General features: G+C 37.5%; 14 protein-coding genes and 1 riboswitch. Of the genes, 9 read left to right on the top strand and 5 right to left on the bottom strand.

The window, feature by feature from the left end; genetic code table 11:
* Positions 1-38: 38 nt before the first annotated feature.
* Complete coding sequence (locus ACO05S_RS00740; protein ID WP_421919639.1) at positions 39-722, bottom strand: hypothetical protein; 684 nt, start codon at positions 720-722, stop codon at positions 39-41.
* A gap of 1610 nt (positions 723-2332) precedes the next feature.
* A complete protein-coding gene (locus ACO05S_RS00735) occupies positions 2333-2977 on the bottom strand; it encodes a hypothetical protein (protein WP_421919638.1) in 645 nt (214 codons plus the stop codon).
* Between the two features lie 248 nt (positions 2978-3225).
* Between ACO05S_RS00735 and ACO05S_RS00730 the strand changes: the two genes are divergently transcribed.
* Complete coding sequence (locus ACO05S_RS00730; protein WP_421918671.1) at positions 3226-4752, top strand: IS1182 family transposase; 1527 nt, start codon at positions 3226-3228, stop codon at positions 4750-4752.
* Positions 4753-4893: 141 nt separating this feature from the next.
* On the opposite strand, the gene ACO05S_RS00725 is transcribed toward ACO05S_RS00730, so the two are convergent.
* The gene (locus tag ACO05S_RS00725) at positions 4894-5505 is read right to left on the bottom strand and encodes a hypothetical protein (protein WP_421919637.1); all 612 of its coding nucleotides are present in this window, start codon (positions 5503-5505) and stop codon (positions 4894-4896) included.
* 1492 nt (positions 5506-6997) lie between these two features.
* Positions 6998-8299: a retropepsin-like aspartic protease family protein gene (locus ACO05S_RS00720; RefSeq protein WP_421919636.1), complete on the bottom strand. Its 1302-nt coding sequence runs from the start codon at positions 8297-8299 to the stop codon at positions 6998-7000.
* A 1329-nt stretch (positions 8300-9628) separates the two neighbouring features.
* Positions 9629-9727: riboswitch (TPP riboswitch) on the top strand.
* A gap of 92 nt (positions 9728-9819) precedes the next feature.
* Between ACO05S_RS00720 and ACO05S_RS00715 the strand changes: the two genes are divergently transcribed.
* From ACO05S_RS00715 to ACO05S_RS00685, 7 genes are all read left to right on the top strand, one after another.
* Positions 9820-10521, top strand: a complete 702-nt coding sequence (locus ACO05S_RS00715) for a class I SAM-dependent DNA methyltransferase (RefSeq protein ID WP_421919635.1) — start codon at positions 9820-9822, stop codon at positions 10519-10521.
* A 5-nt stretch (positions 10522-10526) separates the two neighbouring features.
* Positions 10527-11327 (top strand): hydroxyethylthiazole kinase, encoded by an 801-nt coding sequence (thiM, locus tag ACO05S_RS00710; protein ID WP_421919634.1) that lies wholly within the window; start codon positions 10527-10529, stop codon positions 11325-11327.
* The gene (gene thiE / locus ACO05S_RS00705) at positions 11320-11973 is read left to right on the top strand and encodes a thiamine phosphate synthase (RefSeq protein WP_421919633.1); all 654 of its coding nucleotides are present in this window, start codon (positions 11320-11322) and stop codon (positions 11971-11973) included. The genes thiM and thiE overlap by 8 nt, the downstream gene beginning before the upstream one ends.
* Positions 11970-12617, top strand: a complete 648-nt coding sequence (gene tenA / locus ACO05S_RS00700) for a thiaminase II (RefSeq protein WP_421919632.1) — start codon at positions 11970-11972, stop codon at positions 12615-12617. Before thiE ends, tenA begins: the two co-directional genes overlap by 4 nt.
* A 158-nt stretch (positions 12618-12775) precedes the next feature.
* On the top strand, positions 12776-13594 hold the full coding sequence (thiD, locus tag ACO05S_RS00695; RefSeq protein ID WP_421919631.1) for a bifunctional hydroxymethylpyrimidine kinase/phosphomethylpyrimidine kinase: 819 nt from the start codon (positions 12776-12778) through the stop codon (positions 13592-13594).
* On the top strand, positions 13582-14232 hold the full coding sequence (locus ACO05S_RS00690) for a TenA family protein (protein WP_421919630.1): 651 nt from the start codon (positions 13582-13584) through the stop codon (positions 14230-14232). Before thiD ends, ACO05S_RS00690 begins: the two co-directional genes overlap by 13 nt.
* A 6-nt stretch (positions 14233-14238) precedes the next feature.
* On the top strand, positions 14239-14805 hold the full coding sequence (locus tag ACO05S_RS00685; RefSeq protein WP_421919629.1) for a cysteine hydrolase family protein: 567 nt from the start codon (positions 14239-14241) through the stop codon (positions 14803-14805).
* Between the two features lie 77 nt (positions 14806-14882).
* Here ACO05S_RS00685 and ACO05S_RS00680 read toward each other — a convergent pair whose 3' ends face one another.
* Positions 14883-17813, bottom strand: a complete 2931-nt coding sequence (locus ACO05S_RS00680) for an FAD-binding and (Fe-S)-binding domain-containing protein (RefSeq protein ID WP_421919628.1) — start codon at positions 17811-17813, stop codon at positions 14883-14885.
* 219 nt (positions 17814-18032) lie between these two features.
* Between ACO05S_RS00680 and pta the strand changes: the two genes are divergently transcribed.
* Positions 18033-19034, top strand: a complete 1002-nt coding sequence (pta, locus tag ACO05S_RS00675; RefSeq protein ID WP_421919627.1) for a phosphate acetyltransferase — start codon at positions 18033-18035, stop codon at positions 19032-19034.
* Positions 19035-19055 lie beyond the last annotated feature (21 nt).

Below are 19055 nucleotides of genomic sequence, written 5' to 3'. Positions count from 1 at the left end.
TCTCCGCTAGGCTAATGGCCTAGCGGCTGCCTACTCGATTAGGCACTGGCATTCTTCATTTTATCAGTCCAATTCTTATCCATTTTTTCTAATCTATTCTTTTTCAAATTTTCATGTAAAATCCAAGTAATGTCCTTATCAACTATATCTCTCAATTTCTCAAAAATATTTTTACCAATTTCGGGATAACCAACTATTGCAACACTTAGTCCATATCCTAATCCTTTTCGAAGGACTCGAAACGATTCGCTTTTTCTGTCAGAAATAAACTTAATTGATTCGATAATTTCATTTAATATCTCAAGAACTCTTTTAGCGTTATTTCGGTCTTTCAACAATTTTGGTTCACACAGTCCAGCCACTACAGCTCGTTTTTCATAATCATTCCCTTTAGTCCATTCTTTAATCCCTTGAATTAAAATATCGAAGTTTTTTTCTCCAATTATTTGTAATCCAAAGGCGACACCTTCTCGTACTCTCCACCTGCTATCACTTGCAAATTCTCTCATTAATTGAAAATTGTCAAGTTTTCCAGCATTTATTAATTTCCCTAATCCTGTCACACCGCACATTGCAACAAATTCCCCTTGAGTATTTGTTGGAGCAATATTCTCATCGTACTTAATACACGACATAAAAAAGTCCTCATCTCCTAAATCAGTAACAATTTTTAATAATTCAAGATTTGCTCTTTTTCCAGGAAGTCCTGAATTTTCTTTCAAATAATCAATCCAATTAGTTGACTGATTTAAGTTATCAATATGTTGGTTTCGTTTCGTCATCATCCTTGCTTGTGCCTAACGTTCAGGCTATGAAGCGTAAGTGATATTAACTGTACTCACTTCCAAATTTCACAAAGCCAAAGCGTTGTATTTGTTTTTATCTTTTTCATTACAAAAGCCAAATCAACGATTTGGCGATGCTTGCCGAAACTGCGAACCGACCAAAATTAGCCTGCTCACTTATGCTTTATTAGCCATTGTGTGTGCCCTGCATGAGCAAGAGTACACTTATCTGTAAGCTCTTGAAAAAGTTTAAATATGCAAATATTTGATCAAACGAGCTAACAATAAGTATGTTAATTTTCCAGAGGGTGCAAGTCCCTTATGTGCCGAGGTGACTCTCGGAAGCATTAGTAAGTCGCAAGGTGGTTTACCGTGAGGTATGCACTGAAGGAAGCGAGACTACAAAATCCGGTACTGACGAACAGGAACCTGATATGAGGCTATGAGCTTGGATAAGGCAGCACATCATGTCGACGTCCTAACTCTTTTTTAGAGAAACACCAAAGTAGTAGATCAGGCAGGAATTGGAGGAAGGAAAATGCTCTTACCAGGGGAGATCTTGTCAACCACGAGTTGGTTATGGCAAGAAGTCAGCAGAAGCCATAGTAGTTACGGGAAATGAGCCACAAATAGAAACTGTGGAGGTCTCACAATGTAGCGAAGGGCTGAACGTTAGGTTGTCTTAAATTCAATAAGGAAGCTCTCATTTATTTGAGTCTAGCCTTATTCTAAAATCGGGCAAAGGTGTTGTTGGTGTAAAGAGCGATGACACTGATACCTAACGAACCGCCGTATACGAGACCCGTACGTACGGTGGTGTGAGAGGTGTACCAGTGGGCTGTTAGCTCACTGGCCATCTACTCGATGTGTGCCCTGCATGAGCAAGAGCACACTTATTTGTAAGCTCTTGAAAAAGTTTAAATATGCAAATATTTGATCAAACGAGCTAACAATAAGTATGTTAATTTTCCAGAGGGTGCAAGTCCCTTATGTGCCGAGGTGACTCTCGGAAGCATTAGTAAGTCGCAAGGTGGTTTACCGTGAGGTATGCACTGAAGGAAGCGAGACTACAAAATCTGGTACTGACGAACAGGAACCTGATATGAGGCTATGAGGTTGGATAAGGCAGCACATCATGTCGACGTCCTAACTCTTTTTTAGAGAAACACCAAAGTAGTAGATCAGGCAGGAATTGGAGGAAGGAAAGTGCTCTTACCAGGGGATATCTTGTCAACCACGAGTTGGTTATGACAAGAAGTCAGCAGAAGCCATAGTAGTTACGGGAAATGAGCCACAAATAGAAACTGTGGAGGTCTCACAAAGTAGCGAAGGGCTGAACGTTAGGTTGTCTTAAATTCAATAAGGAAGCTCTCATTTATTTGAGTCTAGCCTTATTCTAAAATCGGGCAAAGGTGTTGTTGGTGTAAAGAGCGATGACACTGATACCTAACGAACCGCCGTATACGAGACCCGTACGTACAGTGGTGTGAGAGGTGTACCAGTGGGCTGTTAGCTCACTGGCCATCTACTCGATTAGGGGTAGTATTTTATTTTTCAATCTCAGCAATTATAAATTTCTGCAACTCTTCTATAAACTCACTTTTCAAAGTGATAATCATTGAAAGAGCTTGTTCAAGAGTTTCTTTGTCTTTAGGCATCATCATTCCTTTTTCATGGTATTTATCAACTAATGATGAAATAACGTCATAGTTTTCCAATAATACATCAACCCTATTTTTCAATAACTTTTCTGTTAAAATTGGAAATAGAAATTTTTGTTGATTCTGAAAATTTGTCAAGTGAATTGAGACTTGAGAATAAACATTTATAATTTCCCCTTTCTGCTCATAACCATTGAAAATAACAGCTTTATCAAGCTTATTGTCTATATTATTTAGCTCTCGTTGCCTAAACTCTGTTATTAAATTCTTTTTTTGAACAGATATTTGTCTTTCCGTACTTTCAGAACTTAGTTTGGAAATATAAATGGTAAGAATAATAAAGACAGAAACATTAATAACTCCTACAATTCCTGCAATCATACTTCCAAATGCTCCCCAGTCTTGTGTATTGCTTGAGATGTTACTATTATGAAAATTCAGATAATATGGAACAGTCACAATTGCAAATAATACTATGGATAACCCTATTACTTGTAATGCTATTTTTGTAGTTGTCTCTTTTTGTTTCATTTAAATTTCCTTTGCTATAGTACCACTATATTACCCCTAACGGTTTTGCTAAAATTTGAGGGCGATATACAACCACCACCTTATCAAACACCGCTTGCGTTTATTGTTTTTGTTACATTTTCTAGTTGAGCATCACCGCCCTTTAATTTTAATTTTTGTGCCTGTTGCACAACTCTTGATAACTTGTTAATAAAACTAACAATAATAACTTTACTTAGCAATGATAATAGCTTAACTTGTAAATAAAAATGCAAGGAAAGAAACTTTACCAAGAGAAGTTATTTTCCAGCTTTCAACTCTCCGGAAGAGTTCCTGAAAATAATTTCTATCGAAGATTAAGATCCGTTTTAGATTTATCCTTTTTATACAAAAAGACTCAAGCTTACTACGGGAAATGTGGACAGAAGAGCATTGATCCTGTTGTTTTTTATAAACTCTGTTTAGTTGGGTATTTAGAAAATATCATAAGTGACAGACAGTTAATTGAACACTGCTCCATGCGATTGGATATCCTATTTTTCTTAGGATTTGATATCGATGAGCAATTGCCATGGCACAGTACTTTAAGCAGAACAAGACAACTGTTTCCCGAAAAGATATTTGAAGAGGTTTTTACTCATATTTTAAGCATGTGTGTAGACAAGGGAATGGTTGCAGGTCATACTCAGGCCATGGATTCAGCACCAATAAAAGCCAATGCCAGCATGGATAGTTTGGAACTGAAAGTTCCTGAAGAACAGCTGGAGGCTTATCTTCAAAAAGCTCGCTACCAGAGTAGAGAAGACAGGAAGCCTAAAAAGAATAAGGCTTCTCGCAATCAGCAAATCATTACAGCCGATAAAAGAGAATTGCAGGAAATAAAATCCCGCAATCGTAATTGGCAAAAGAATCAGGATCAACGTCCGGGAGCTGCCAACAAAGGAGCCAAGTATACCAGTAACAAAACCCATTACAGCCCAACCGATCCCGATGCAAGAATCAGCGTAAAACCTGGCAAAGCCAGAAAGCTGAATTATCTAAATAATATCAGTGTTGATACTGCCAATCATGTGATCACCGATGTAAAAGCCTACCATGCTGATAAAAAAGACAATCAATACTTGCAGGATGCCACAAAGCGTTTAAAGCGAAGACTTAAAAATCAAGGTTTGTTGTGGACAACCCTTCTTGCCGATGCCGGTTACAGTAGCGGAGAAAACTATGCTTTTCTGGAAAAGGAAAACATTATCAGCTACATACCTCCACACGGAACTTACAAGGGCGGTCCCGAAGGATTTACTTTCTGTAAAGAGGAAAACTACTGGATTTGTCCCATGGGAAAGAAAGTTACTTTTCGAAAAACAAAAATGGTAACCAACTCTCTTCAGAATCATTATCTGACCAAACGAAGCGATTGCAAAAACTGTCCTATCAAGAAGAAATGCCTGGGCAAAAGTCACGAAAAACGCATCGCAATAACTGTGTATGTAGAACAGTATAAACGCAACAACAAAAGGGTGAAGAGCAAGTTCGGCAGATACATGAAAGGCAAACGGCAATCTACAGTCGAGCCTGTATTCGGAACCTTAACACAATTTATGGGACTTCGAAAAATCAACACTATAGGAATTGCCCAGGCCAATAAGGTAATGCACATGTCTGCAACAGCCTATAACCTTAAAAAACTAATGAAATTTATGAATAAAACAGCTGAAACAATGACAAATCAGGCCATTGTTCTGTTTCATTCCCTGAAGAAGTGTATTGGCTTAATTAGAGTTAATTTAAGCACTTAATAATTTAAAGCACAAGCAAAAAACACAGAAAAAACAAAGCCTTAAAAGCTTGCAAATCCGCATACTTTTATCGCTTTTATCTTATTTTTTAGAAATATTACTTGGTTGTGCAACGGTTACTTTTGTTGGCAACTGTAACTTTTAGTTTTCCTTTTCCAAAACTTTCAAAATTTCTTTAATTGAACTCTCAGGAATTGCAGGATGTTCAGGTTTTCTAGGATAAAATCCAGTTGTGTCATTTAATAGTTTTTCATTTAGTTTCATAGAACAATATCCTGTTTCAAAAGCTCCAATAATAGACATCCATCCATCATTGTAAAGATTTACTATACCTATTGAGTCATTGAAATAAATGGTTGTTTCCTCGTCATATGACAACTCATCATCATAGTAGTACTTTTTCAATTTTATTTTTTTCTCATTTATAGTAAATTCTTTTGTGTCAATTAATGGACAGAATTTGCCTTGAAAATACAGAATGGTATCGCGATTATAGTAATATTTACAGAACTCAAAAATGGCACTATCCTTAAAGTCTTCCTTCACTTTATAAGTAAACTGAATACTATCTTTATTACTTCTTATTTCTAAGAATGAAATGTCTGTTTTTGTTGGTTTATAATCAAAATCATATCTCACAATTTTGGCAGTTTGACTCTTTTCAAGAGTATAGATTCTCTTGTCCTGAAAATATTCACAACCAATTAGCAAGCTACTAAATGCAATTATATATATGAATTTCAATTTTGTCATTCGTTATTGTTGCCAACGGCTCGAATATGCGTAGTGCGGGATTTCAAGGCACTTTACTATCAAACCGCTATGCTGTTTATTAAATGGTTTAATGTTCAAATCTACCAAATTGCCCCGCATTACGTATATTTATTGTGTGTGCCCTGCATGAGCAAGAGCACACTTATTTGTAAGCTCTTGAAAAAGTTTAAATATGCAAATATTTAGTCAAAAGAGCTAACAATAAGTATGTTAATTTTCCAGAGGGTGTAAGTCCCTTATGTGCCGAGGTGACTCTGGGAAGCATTAGTAAGTCGCAAGGTGGTTTACCGTGAGGTATGCACTGAAGGAAGCGAGACTACAAAATCCGGTACTGACGAACAGGAACCTGATATGAGGCTATGAGGTTGGATAAGGCAGCACATCATGTCGACGTCCTAACTCTTTTTTAGAGAAACACCAAAGTAGTAGATCAGGCAGGAATTGGAGGAAGGAAAATGCTCTTACCAGGGGAGATCTTGTCAACCACGAGTTGGTTATGACAAGAAGTCAGCAGAAGCCATAGTAGTTACGGGAAATGAGCCACAAATAGAAACTGTGGAGGTCTCACAAAGTAGCGAAGGGCTGAACGTTAGGTTGCCTTAAATTCAATAAGGAAGCTCTCATTTATTTGAGTCTAGCCTTATTCTAAAATCGGGCAAAGGTGTTGTTGGTGTAAAGAGCGATGACACTGATACCTAACGAACCGCCGTATACGAGACCCGTACGTACGGTGGTGTGAGAGGTGTACCAGTGGGCTGTTAGCTCACTGGCCATCTACTCGATGTGTGCCCTGCATGAGCAAGAGCACACTTATTTGTAAGCTCTTGAAAAAGTTTAAATATGCAAATATTTGATCAAACGAGCTAACAATAAGTATGTTAATTTTCCAGAGGGTGCAAGTCCCTTATGTGCCGAGGTGACTCTGGGAAGCATTAGTAAGTCGCAAGGTGGTTTACCGTGAGGTATGCACTGAAGGAAGCGAGACTACAAAATCCGGTACTGACGAACAGGAACCTGATATGAGGCTATGAGGTTGGATAAGGCAGCACATCATGTCGACGTCCTAACTCTTTTTTAGAGAAACACCAAAGTAGTAGATCAGGCAGGAATTGGAGGAAGGAAAATGCTCTTACCAGGGGAGATCTTGTCAACCACGAGTTGGTTATGACAAGAAGTCAGCAGAAGCCATAGTAGTTACGGGAAATGAGCCACAAATAGAAACTGTGGAGGTCTCACAAAGTAGCGAAGGGCTGAACGTTAGGTTGTCTTAAATTCAATAAGGAAGCTCTCATTTATTTGAGTCTAGCCTTATTCTAAAATCGGGCAAAGGTGTTGTTGGTGTAAAGAGCGATGACACTGATACCTAACGAACCGCCGTATACGAGACCCGTACGTACGGTGGTGTGAGAGGTGTACCAGTGGGCTGTTAGCTCACTGGCCATCTACTCGATTAGCGGTTCGTTCTTCTTTTCTACTCAAAGTCAACATACATATATTTGAAGTTAATGATTAATGTATTGAATTGAGTAAAAACATCTTGGCCTAAATTACCGTCAAAATATTTGTTAAAATTATATTCTTCAAGCGTTACAGGAATCTCTGTTAGTGTTGTCTTTTTTGTGCCAATTTCCATTGGAAAGTTCTTGAGCAAATATTCTTTAACTGTTGTTTGTCCGCCAGCGCCACCTCTTTCAATTGTTTGTAATTCTCCTCGATTTTCTATTTCGTCTTTATGTTCATTGAAATATTTAAAAGAAAGTTCTGATTTTTTTGCACCTGTGTCGAAAGTGAAAAGTAAAGTGTCATTGTCAGAGATTACTTTCACAACTGGATAAAGTCCTTCTATAACCATATTTGTTAGTTTTTTTTCTTTTGGGGATTTTGGAACAGTTATATTTCCATTTTTATGCAAATGAACTTCCTCTAATTGATGAATAACAGGAAAACCAATAATGCCGTGTATCTGATAGTTAACTTTAGGAAAAGTAAGCTGGTCGTCTGGCATAACTAAAAACACCACATTTTCAAAAAGAATATCACCAACATAGAAACTGTCGGCAACTGCTAATTTTGATTGAACATTAATTTTAGTAGAGGAACCAACGTCAATATTTTGCTCAAATAAGGTTAAGTTCATTTTCTTAGCCTGACTTTCTGCAATGGTTGATAAGTTCGCTCCTGTATCAAAAATAAAGTCTTCGGAAACACCATTTGATTTAACGGGTGTCATTATGTGATTGAATTTGTTTCTGTAAGAAGCTATTTTTACCCAATTTTTTTTGTGTATAATTTGTGGCTTTACGTTTGAAAACGTCTCGAAGAGATTTTTCACATTCTTGTAATTGGGTGCCTCCGCACTGTCTAACACGTTTGGATAGTCATTAAGTATTTTTGCATAAATGTCTGATGCTTGCTTGTAATCATAGTTATACAAGTAATTGGATGCTTTTAAGTCCAATAGGCTTATTAGTGTCGAGTCGTTAAATTCATTTTTATACTTCTCCAATAAACCATTGATGTGTTCATTCGACTGTTTTTTTTCTCCAAAAGCATTTGTAACAAAAGCCTTATAATATAATAGTCTATCTTCTGTGAGTTTATCTTCATTACTTTCTAAAAGCTCACGAAGTTTAAAATAGTCCTTTTGCTCAAGTAATTGATGGTGCCTGTTGTCTATGATTTTGTCAGTTGTTTTGTTAGCGCAACTTGTCAAGGTAAATAAAATGCCTATAATGATTAAATTTTTTAAATATTTCATTTTCTGTCTGTTCATTTTTAATGTGTTTATATTAGAATGACCGCTAACTATTAATTTGTGCACTGGTGCACTTATTTTTCTTATCTCAGAGTAAAAAGGTGCACAATACACGCCATATTGGTATGTATTGTGCACTTTTTTTTGATTCACGATTCCAAATCTAAGAATTATAATCAATATTATCACGATTCAACAGGTAACAATTCGCATTGGGTTTGTTGAACACGGATCAATGCCATTTTGATGCATCAAAATAAACATATCATACCTTTAGGTCTGGATGATTTGCAACCGTATGGCAATTGAAAACAGAACAAAAAAGCATTGTCAGAGAAAATGACTGTAGAAATTCCCTAGGCGCATTGTTCAAAAGACAATGCCCTATGAAATTCCCTAGGGGCATTGTTCAAAAGACAATGCCCTATGAAATTCCCTAGGGCCATTGTTCAAAAGACAATGCCTTATGAAATTCCCTAGGGCCATTGTTCAAAAGACAAGGCTCTATGAAATTCTCTAGGGGCATTGTTCAAAAGACAATGCCCTATGAAATTCCCTAGGCGCGTTGTTCAAAAGACAATGCCCTATGAAATTCTCTAGGAGCGTTGTTCAAAAGACAATGCCCTATGAAATTCTCTAGGCGCATTGTTCAAAAGGCAACCGCCTTATGAAATTCTCTAGGGGCGTTGTTCAAAAGACAATGCCCTATGAAATTCTCTAGGGGCATTGTTCAAAAGACAATGCCCTATGAAATTCCCTAGGGGCATTGTTCAAAAGACAACGCCCTATGAAATTCTCTAGGAGCATTGTTCAAAAGACAATGCCCTATGAAATTCTCTAGGCGCATTGTTCAAAAGACAAGGCCCTATGAAATTCCCTAGGGCCATTGTTCGAAAGGAAAAAGGGCTTTTAAAACTTTTAGGGCTTTGACTTTTGAGAAAAACGGTTTTTGAACTTAAAAAAGCGGATTGTCACTTAAACAATGTCTGTATGAATTTTAAAATGGCCATTGTCACTTGAACAATGGCCATTTTGAATTTAATTTTGGCATTGTCAGTCGATCAATGTGCGTTTTTAAATTCAAAAGACCTTTTTCCTTTCGATCAACGCTCCTAGAGAATTTTAATATGCCATTGTCAATCGAGTTTTGTCCTATTTTAAATATAAACCTGTGTTGGATTGAAAATCCAAACATGGTAATTTTACGTCGAACTCACGTTAAATATTACTGCTGAGTTGTATGAGAATGCTCAATACAACAAACGAATAGATAAAGATCCTGATAGATATTTTATTCGGGCTTATTACAATAAATAGAAGAATTTTTGTAAAATAATTTTACCTTTGCCAAAACGTTAGGGGTGCTTGAGTAATCTATTCGGGCTGAGATTTAACCCTTTACCTGATCTGCATAATAGTAGCGTAGGGAAACGATTTATCTAATGTATAGTTTACCGTATAGATACAGCCGTTTCGCTTTGGTGAAACGGTTTTTTGTTTACTGATAATGCATGCGGTAATTAAAATAAGAGTATAAAATGGGATCAAAATTTAATCAGTATGCATCGGATTATGATGCGTGGTTTTTAGAGAATGAAAATGTTCTTTATTCGGAAGTAAAATTGGTGGCGCATTTCTTGAAAAACGCGGGAGAAGTTTTTTCGGTAGGTTGTGGAAGTGGATTATTCGAAAGCATTCTGGGCAATGAATTTGGCATTCGTATTAAGAATGGTATTGAACCATCGGAAGGAATGGCTGCTATTGCGAAGGAGCGAGGTTTAAATGTTGAAATCACCACAGCCGAAGAGATGGAGTTGGGAGAGGAGAATTTTGATACAATTCTGTTTAACGGTACACCTAGTTATATTACCGATTTACAAAAGGCTGTTGATAAAGCTTATAAGGCTTTACGCCCGGGGGGTAAAATTGTAATGATAGATGTTCCTAAAGAAAGTTCGTATGGTGTTCTTTATAATTTGGCCAAAGCTGTTGGTACTTGGGATCATGAATTGTTAGGTGGTGTTCATCCTCGCGATCCTTACCCAATAGAATTGGTGAAAGTTGCAAAGTGGAGAACCACTTCCGAGAAAATTGAAATGATAAAAAGTGCTAACTTTAAGAATCTGCAATTTGCACAAACTCTTACTAAGCATCCTCTTTATTCAAATCATGTGGCCGAAGAACCAATTGAAGGATATGATTGTGGTGATTATGTGGCGATTTGTGCAGTGAAAAATTAAACATTATGACTCCAAAAATCATTACAGAAAACCTGAAAGCAATTAAAGCACATTCACCTTTGGTGCACAATATCACAAATTATGTGGTAATGAATAATACAGCAAATGCACTTCTTGCCATTGGTGCATCGCCGGTTATGGCTCATGCTCAGGAAGAGGTTAAGGATATGGTTGGCATTGCTTCGGCATTGGTAATAAATATGGGAACTCTATCAAAAGAATGGGTGGAATCCATGATTATTGCCGGTCTGCGAGCCAACGAAAAAAAGATTCCCATTGTGTTCGATCCGGTTGGTGCAGGAGCTACGGCTTACCGCAGCCAAATAGCAACCAGAATAATTAACAATTGCAATCCCGAAATTATTAGAGGAAATGCATCTGAAATTATGGCTTTGGTTAATCAGGAAATGATAACCAAGGGAGTTGATAGTATTGTTTCTACTAATTCGGCAATCGATTCAGCCAAATATTTGGCTCAATTGCACGAGTGTATTGTTGTTGTTAGTGGAGAAGTAGACTATATCACAGATGGAAATCGTTTGGAAAAAGTGACTTTTGGATCTTCGATGATGGAAAAAATAACAGGAATGGGGTGTACCTCAACTGCTTTGTTGGGAGCTTTTGTAGCAACCAATTCGAACTTGTTCGAGGCTGCAGTAAATGGCATGATGGTAATGGGAATTACTGGTGAATTGGCCAAGGCAAAAGCAAACGGACCCGGCAGCATGCAAATGCATTTCCTGGATTGTTTGTATCACCTAAGCGAAGTGGAAATTGAACAAGCATTTGTATTGCAGAATGAATAGGAAAGATTTGAGTTTATATCTGGTAACAGATAAGGAGCTGGCTAAGGATAAAGCGCTTGAAGATGTTGTTGAGGAAGCAGTAAAAGGAGGTGTTAGCATGGTTCAAATTCGCGAAAAAGAGGCATGCTCGAAAGATTTTTACCAATTGGCGGCTTCCATTAAAAAGGTGCTTGAAAAATATAAAGTGCCTTTAATTATTAATGATAGATTAGACATTGCTTTAGCAGTTGATGCCGATGGCTTGCACATTGGTCAGAGCGATTTGCCGTATCATGTGGCTCGTAAGATTTTAGGACCAAACAAAATTATTGGACTTTCGGTTGAGAGTACTGAACAAGCTAAAGAGGCAAACCAACTTGATGTAGATTACATTGGATTATCGCCGGTATTTTCAACCCAAACCAAAAATGATATCGCCAAACCATTGGAATTAGAGGGGGTGAAGGAAATTATGAGCTTTTCGAAGCATGCGGCAGTGGCTATTGGTGGAATTAATTCGGAAAATGCAGCTGATCTGATTAAGGCTGGAGCCGATGGAATTGCTGTGGTTTCGGCAATTGTTTGTTCACCAGACCCTTGCAAAGCGGCAAATAAACTAAAGCAAATCGTTAATATGAGTTTATCACATAAAGCAACGGATACATGAAATGGTCTGAAGAGGCATGGAGAAGGATTGAAGGAATTTATACACATATATTAGAGCATCCTTTTATTATTGAACTGATGAGTGGCGAGCTCGACAAAGAAAAATTTAAATTTTATTTGACCCAGGACTCGCTTTACCTGGCCGAGTTTGGAAAGGTCTTGGCTGGAATAGCGGTTAAACTGGAAAATTCTGCCAAAAGGAAAGATTTTCTGACATTCGCAAATGATACTGTGGCAGTAGAACAAGCCCTGCATCAGTTTTATCTGAAAGATCAAAACCAAAATGGCAATGTATCGCCTTCTTGTTTGTTGTACACCTCATTTATTCACAAGCAATTGGCTACTGCCTCGCTTGAAGAAGCCGTAGCAGCTGTTTTGCCTTGCTTTTGGATCTACAAAAAAGTGGGAGATTATATTCTGGAAAATCAGGATAAAAAAGACAATCCATACCAAAATTGGATTGATACCTACGGAGGTGAAGAGTTTGCTCATGCAGTTGAAAAGGCCATTGAAATTTGTGATGATCTGGCAGTTCATACTTCCATTGAAAAAAGAAAGAAAATGTGGAATTCTTTTGTTAAAGCATCTAAAATGGAGTGGATGTTTTGGGATAGTGCTTACAAAAGGGAAACGTGGCCGGTTTAAATTAACGTGAGTTCTACGTAAAATTAATAAGATGTTGGAAGAAATGGGAGTTTAAGTATGAGATAGTCTCACAGCCTAAGTGTGAACACCCTCATATTAAACAATTTGTTTTCAATAGCATTTTTTCTTACCGAAGTCAATTGATAAAAAATAAAAGAATGAAATACAATAAAGTACTTAGCATTGCGGGAAGCGATTCGGGTGGTGGTGCAGGAATACAGGCAGATATTAAAGCCATTTCGGCATGTGGTTCTTATGCAGCTACTGCCATCACTGCAATAACAGTACAAAATACAGTGGGCGTAAGCAATGTGCATGCGGTTCCCAATCAAATATTGGCAGAGCAAATTGATGCAGTTTTGAGTGATATTGGAGCCGATGCCATAAAAATTGGAATGTTGCATTCTTCGGAAACCATTCATGTGGTGGCTGATGCTTTAAAAAAATATCAAATCGAAAATGTGGTTCTTGATCCTGTAATGGTAGCTACCTCAGGCGATAAGTTATTGTTGGATGAGGCCATTACAACATTAAAAGAGGTGTTAATACCAATGGTGAAGGTAATAACTCCAAACATTCCTGAAGCGGAAATTCTATTGGGCCGACAAATCCCAACACAGGAAGATGTGTTTGAATGTGCTGCCGAGTTGGCGGATCAATACAAGGTTTCGGTATTGCTTAAGGCAGGACATTTGAATGAAGATGAGTTGATTGATGTGTTTTACGATTTCGAAAAACAGGAAAGCATAGAGATGAAATCAAATCGTTTATCAACTAAAAATACCCATGGAACCGGATGTACTCTGTCATCGGCATTTGCTGCCTTTCTTTCGCAAGGATACAATCTTCAGGAATCTGCTAAAAAGGCCAAAAACTATATCAGTAAAGCAATTGTTACAGGAGCCGATTACGAGATAGGAGAAGGGCACGGACCTGTAAATCACTTTTACCAGCTTTCGGAAACATGCAAGCTATAGGAAAATTTACAAGGGAACTTTGGGAATCTGCTTTTCCAGTATATCAACAATTAGTTTCTTGCCGATTTGTTACTGAATTATCGGCAGGTACTTTAGCCAAAGAAAGTTTTGCACATTATTTAACTCAGGATATTCTTTATTTGAATAAGGATGCCGAAGCCCTTGGAATGTTAGCTAAAAGAAGTAAAAATGATACTTACAGAGACTACTTTAAAAGTCTCGAAAAAGATGGCTTAGAAGTGGAATTTGTATTAAGAAATGAATACCTACAGCATTTCAATTTGCAAGAAGCAAAAATGCAATCCAAGGCTTTCGCCGATTATTCTAATTTCTTGGTGAATCATGCGAAAAATTCTCCTCTTGAAATAGCATATGCCGCATTGCTGCCTTGTTTTTGGATGTATGGCGCTGTGGCGGATAGCATTATTCATAAGAACATTGGCAATAATCCTTATCAGAAATTTATAGATACCTATGCCGGGGATGAGTACCAATACTACACTCATAAATTTATCGAACTTGTGGAACGCAGTTCTGCAAATTCTCAATATCAAGAACAAATGAAAGAAGTTTTTATTGAAGCTTGTAGGCATGAATTGGCTGTTTTCGAAGAATCTTACGATATTGCTCTAAATTAGGGAAATATGAAAGTAGACCATAAAACAGCATTGTTATTAATCGATCTTCAAAAAGGATTCGAAGATATTGCGTACTGGGGTGGAGGAAGAAACAATCTGGAAGCAGAACAGAATGCTTCAATAATTCTAAAAGCTTGGCGCGATAAAAAATTACCTCTGTATCATATTCAGCATTGTTCCACTACCAAAGGTTCACCTTTAGAACCTAATATGCCTGGACATGAGTTTATTGAATTAACAAAACCAATCGAAAATGAACCCATCATTCAGAAGAATGTAAATTCTGCTTTTATTGGCACCGATTTAAAAAACCAACTCGAAGAAAAGGGAATCACAAAATTGGTGATTGTTGGTTTAACCACCGATCATTGCATTTCAACCACAACCCGAATGGCAGGCAACCTGGGTTTCGAAACCTATTTAATCGAAGATGCCATAGCCACCTTCGATAAAATAGGTGTAAATGGAGAAAAATATCCGGCACAACTCATTCATGACACCGCTTTGGCTAGTTTGCACGGAGAGTTTGCACAGGTGATTACTATGTCAGACTTATTGGGGCAGCTTAGGTAATTTGGACCCATCTTTCCAAAGACTATGGAATACCCTTTCTAAATAGTTTGGAACAATGATTCCAATTGAGGAAGAAGTTACCTTCTTAAAGCCTCCCATAAAATCTCAATAGGATGTTGTGCTTCACGCTCTGTTTCATCTTTAATTTGATGACGACAGGATGTTCCTGAAGCTGCTAGTAATACAGATTGAGGTGTTTTACGAACTTCTGGTAGTAGAATTAACTCACCTACCTTTTTGCTTAAGTCGTAATGTTCTTTTTCGTAGCCAAATGAGCCAGCCATACCGCAGCAACCCGACTTGATCTCTTCCACGGTGTAGTTTACCGGAAAACTTAAAATCTCTTTAACAGGAAGTGAAGAGGCCAATGATTTTTGGTAGCAATGAGCATGGAATTTGATCTCTTTGGTATCTGTGGTGAATTGATTTTGATTGATGTTTCCTTTTTTCATCTCATTGTGCAAAAACTCTTCAATCATAAATACATGACGAGCCAATTGTTTTGCCGATTTGCGCATGCTTTCGGGAACCAAATCGATGTATTCATCTCTGAAAGTAAGAATGGCAGACGGTTCGATCCCAATTAAAGGTGTTTCATCGCTAATGATATCTTGCAAAAGATTTACATTTTTAATGGCAAGGAATTTAGCCTTTTTCACCAATCCTTTCGATAGGTAAGTTCTGCCGCTTTCGCTGTGCTTGGGTATAATCACATCATACCCTAGTTTATGAAGCAACTCAATGGCTTTGATTCCTATGGGTGTATCGTTATAATCGGTAAATTCATCTGCAAACAGATACACTTTTCTTTTGGCTTCGGTATTGTCTGCATTGGAATACCACTTTTTTAAGCTTGTTTTATGCAACTTTGGGATACTTCTCTCTTCTGCAAAGCCCAAATTCTTTTTGACCCATTTACCAAGTAAGGGATGTTGATTTACAAAATTAAAAAGGGAAGGAGCATAACTGCCCAATTTATTTATGGCACTGATATTAGCAATCAATCTACTTCTTAAGGGAACAGGATTCGAATCGTAATAGTGTTGCAGGAATTCTGCTTTCAGCTTCGTCATGTCAACATTCGAAGGACATTCCGATTTACAGGCTTTGCAGGAAAGACACAAATCTAAAATATCGTACAATTCTTTGTGATTGAATGGATTTTTCTGCTCAGAATAGCTTATGAATTCTCTAAAAAGATTTGCCCTGGCTCGTGTACTTAGATTTTCATTTAAGCTGGCTTGATAGCTAGGACACATGGCATTTCCTGTTAGATGCGTGTTCCTGCAATCGCCAGAACCATTGCAACGTTCTGCTGCACGAACAATTCCCATATCGGCCGAGAAATCGAAATAAGTGTTTATTTCTTTGGTTTCCTGATTTGCTTCATAGCGCAAATGAGTATTCATTTTAGGCGTATCAACAATTTTTCCAGGATTGAAAATGTTGTATGGATCCCAGCAGTGCTTAATTTCCCTGAGAAGTTCATAATTTTTTTCACCAATCATTACAGGAATAAATTCACCTCTCAATCTACCATCACCATGCTCTCCACTTAAAGATCCTTTGTACTTCTTTACAAGTTTTGCTGAATCCAGGCCAATGGCATGGAATTTTTCCCGATCGCTTTGGTCTTTAAGGTTTAATACTGGTCGCAGGTGAATTTCTCCACTACCAATATGAGCATGAAATACACAGCTAATATCGTGTTTTTTCATCAGCTGTTTAAATTCAGCAATGTATTCATATAAAACCTCTGGCATTACCGAAGTATCCTCGATAAGAGAAACGGGTTTGGCATCGCCTGCCATATTGGAGAGAACGCCGAGAGCCGATTTCCTTAAATCCCAAACTCTTGCAATGTTTTCGACACCTGTAACCAAAGGATAATGATATCCCAGTGCACTGGTTCTGAAATCATCTTCCATTTTATTCGCAATCTTTTCTATTTCATCCCTTGTTTCCCGTGCAAATTCTATAATCAGCAAAGCTCCTGGATTTCCTTTAAGGAAAAATCTGTTTTTAGCTTGTAGAATGTTTCCTTCGGTAAGCTTTAGAATTTGATCATCCATTAATTCTACTGCACCAGGTTTGTATTTAAGAGCAATTAAATTTCCATGAATAGCCTCTTCTAAGCTTTCGAAATGCGCACAAATAAGTGCTTTTTCTTTAGGAGGAGCAGATACCAGATTCAACTTTATTTCGGTGGTAAAAGCCAAAGTTCCCTCCGAGCCAGCCAACAGCTTGCTAAAGTTAAAATTGTTACCACCTTTGGTATACAAATTAGATTCCAGCAAAAGATCAATAGCATAACCTGTATTGCGTCTTTTTATTTTAGGATCGGGGTATTCTTTTCGAATGCTTTTCTGATTTTCTTTATTTGAAAGAATGGAATGTACTTTATTATATAGTTTAGATTCTAAATTGGAGCCGGCACATTTTTGTTCAAACTCATCTTTGTTAAGGTCTTTGAATACAGCTTTACTTCCATCACTTAATATGGTAGAAACTTCTATGGTGTGATCCCGGGTACTTCCATATATTATAGAATGGGAGCCACAAGAGTTATTCCCAAGCATACCGCCCATCATACATCGACTTGATGTTGAAGTTTCGGGGCCAAAGAACAGATCAAATTTCTTAAGGTTATAATTCAGTTCATCTAATACGACTCCAGCTTGTACCCTAACCCATTTTTCTTCGACATTTAATTCTAATATTTTGGTAAAATGTTTTGATACATCTACAACAATTCCGTTCCCAACAACTTGTCCTGCCAAAGATGTTCCTGCTGCTCTTGGGATTAATGAAAGAGATTCTTTATTGGCAAATTTTATAAGTGTGCTGATATCATTCTCATTTTTAGGATAAACAACAGCCAATGGCATTACTTTATAAGCCGAAGCATCTGTAGCATATAAAATTCTACTGGTATGATCTGTAAAAACTTCTCCGGAAATTTGTTTTTGCAATTGATCAAATCGCTTAGAAAAATTATCGATTTTCATAGTAAATAAGCAAGTTTTAAGAGTTCATTGAGCAGGTGAAAACCTCCAAAATTGAAGTTACATTTTTATTTTTGAACATGCCCTTATCAAGAATGAATATTTATTAAATAATAAGCGCAAAATGTGATTAAAATTATGATTTTAGAAATCTAAAGTTTACGTTTTATTCCTAAATTTGCAATGTCGAGATTACAAAACTGATTAATATATTGACCTACAATGGACTTATTGCAAAAGATTAAGAAAAACGCCAAACTACACAACAAGAGAATTGTTCTTCCTGAAGGAACAGAAGAAAGAACTTTACAAGCTGCAGATATCTTATTAGAGGAAGGTATCGCTCAAATTATTTTGGTAGGTACTCCAGAAACAATTAAAGGAGAAGCTGATCGTTTAGGGTTAAAAAATATGGATAAGGCAATTATCATTGATCCTAAAAATCACGAAAAAATGGAAGCATATGCTGAAATTTTGGTTGAACTGAGAAAGAAAAAAGGGATGACCATGGAGCAGGCTATGGAATTAGTTCAAGATCCTCTTTACTTGGCAACTTTAATGATTAAGGCTGGTGATGCTGACGGAGAAGTAGCAGGAGCTCAGAATGCAACTGGAGATGTGTTGCGTCCGGCTTTCCAAATTGTTAAAACCATGCCAGGTATTTCTGTGGTTTCTGGTGCTTTCATCATGATTTTGAAAGATAAAAATTATGGGGATGATGGAATGATGGTGTTTGCCGATTGCGCTGTGCATCCGAATCCAACAGCGAGCGAGTTGGCTGAAATTGCTGTTGCTACAGCTAAAACAACTAAGGCTATTGCCGAGATGGAACCACGTGTTGCCATGTTGAGCTTCTCTACTATGGGATCAGCAAAACACGAAATGGTTGATAAAGTTACAGAGGCTACTCGTTTGGCTAAAGAAATGGCTCCTGAATTCCAAATTGATGGTGAAATGCAAGCTGATGCTGCCATTGTGGAAGCGATTGGTGCGAAGAAAGCTCCAGGTAGCGATGTGGCAGGAAAAGCAAATGTGCTGGTTTTCCCAAGCCTCGAAGTGGGTAACATCGGATACAAATTGGTACAACGTTTGGCCGGTGCCGAAGCAATTGGTCCTGTTCTTCAAGGTATGGCAGCTCCAATCAACGATTTATCGAGAGGTTGCTCGGTAAGCGATATTGTAAATCTTGTTGCCATTACTGCAAACCAAGCCGCAGGGATGTAAATGATATCAACTCAAGTAAAT

It is taken from the genome of Marinifilum sp. (assembly GCF_965230805.1).
Classification (GTDB): Bacteria; Bacteroidota; Bacteroidia; order Bacteroidales; family Marinifilaceae; genus Marinifilum.
This window is presented reverse-complemented; position numbering and strand designations above follow the sequence as displayed.

Excerpts from the sequence above, each read along its gene's own strand:
- ACO05S_RS00735 (WP_421919638.1), bottom strand. The coding sequence starts at position 2,977 with ATGAAACAAAAAGAGACAACTACAAAAATAGCATTACAAGTAATAGGG.
- ACO05S_RS00730 (WP_421918671.1), top strand. The coding sequence starts at position 3,226 with ATGCAAGGAAAGAAACTTTACCAAGAGAAGTTATTTTCCAGCTTTCAA.
- ACO05S_RS00725 (WP_421919637.1), bottom strand. The coding sequence starts at position 5,505 with ATGACAAAATTGAAATTCATATATATAATTGCATTTAGTAGCTTGCTA.
- ACO05S_RS00720 (WP_421919636.1), bottom strand. The coding sequence starts at position 8,299 with ATGAACAGACAGAAAATGAAATATTTAAAAAATTTAATCATTATAGGC.
- ACO05S_RS00715 (WP_421919635.1), top strand. The coding sequence starts at position 9,820 with ATGGGATCAAAATTTAATCAGTATGCATCGGATTATGATGCGTGGTTT.
- thiM (WP_421919634.1), top strand. The coding sequence starts at position 10,527 with ATGACTCCAAAAATCATTACAGAAAACCTGAAAGCAATTAAAGCACAT.
- thiE (WP_421919633.1), top strand. The coding sequence starts at position 11,320 with ATGAATAGGAAAGATTTGAGTTTATATCTGGTAACAGATAAGGAGCTG.
- tenA (WP_421919632.1), top strand. The coding sequence starts at position 11,970 with ATGAAATGGTCTGAAGAGGCATGGAGAAGGATTGAAGGAATTTATACA.
- thiD (WP_421919631.1), top strand. The coding sequence starts at position 12,776 with ATGAAATACAATAAAGTACTTAGCATTGCGGGAAGCGATTCGGGTGGT.
- ACO05S_RS00690 (WP_421919630.1), top strand. The coding sequence starts at position 13,582 with ATGCAAGCTATAGGAAAATTTACAAGGGAACTTTGGGAATCTGCTTTT.
- ACO05S_RS00685 (WP_421919629.1), top strand. The coding sequence starts at position 14,239 with ATGAAAGTAGACCATAAAACAGCATTGTTATTAATCGATCTTCAAAAA.
- ACO05S_RS00680 (WP_421919628.1), bottom strand. The coding sequence starts at position 17,813 with ATGAAAATCGATAATTTTTCTAAGCGATTTGATCAATTGCAAAAACAA.
- pta (WP_421919627.1), top strand. The coding sequence starts at position 18,033 with ATGGACTTATTGCAAAAGATTAAGAAAAACGCCAAACTACACAACAAG.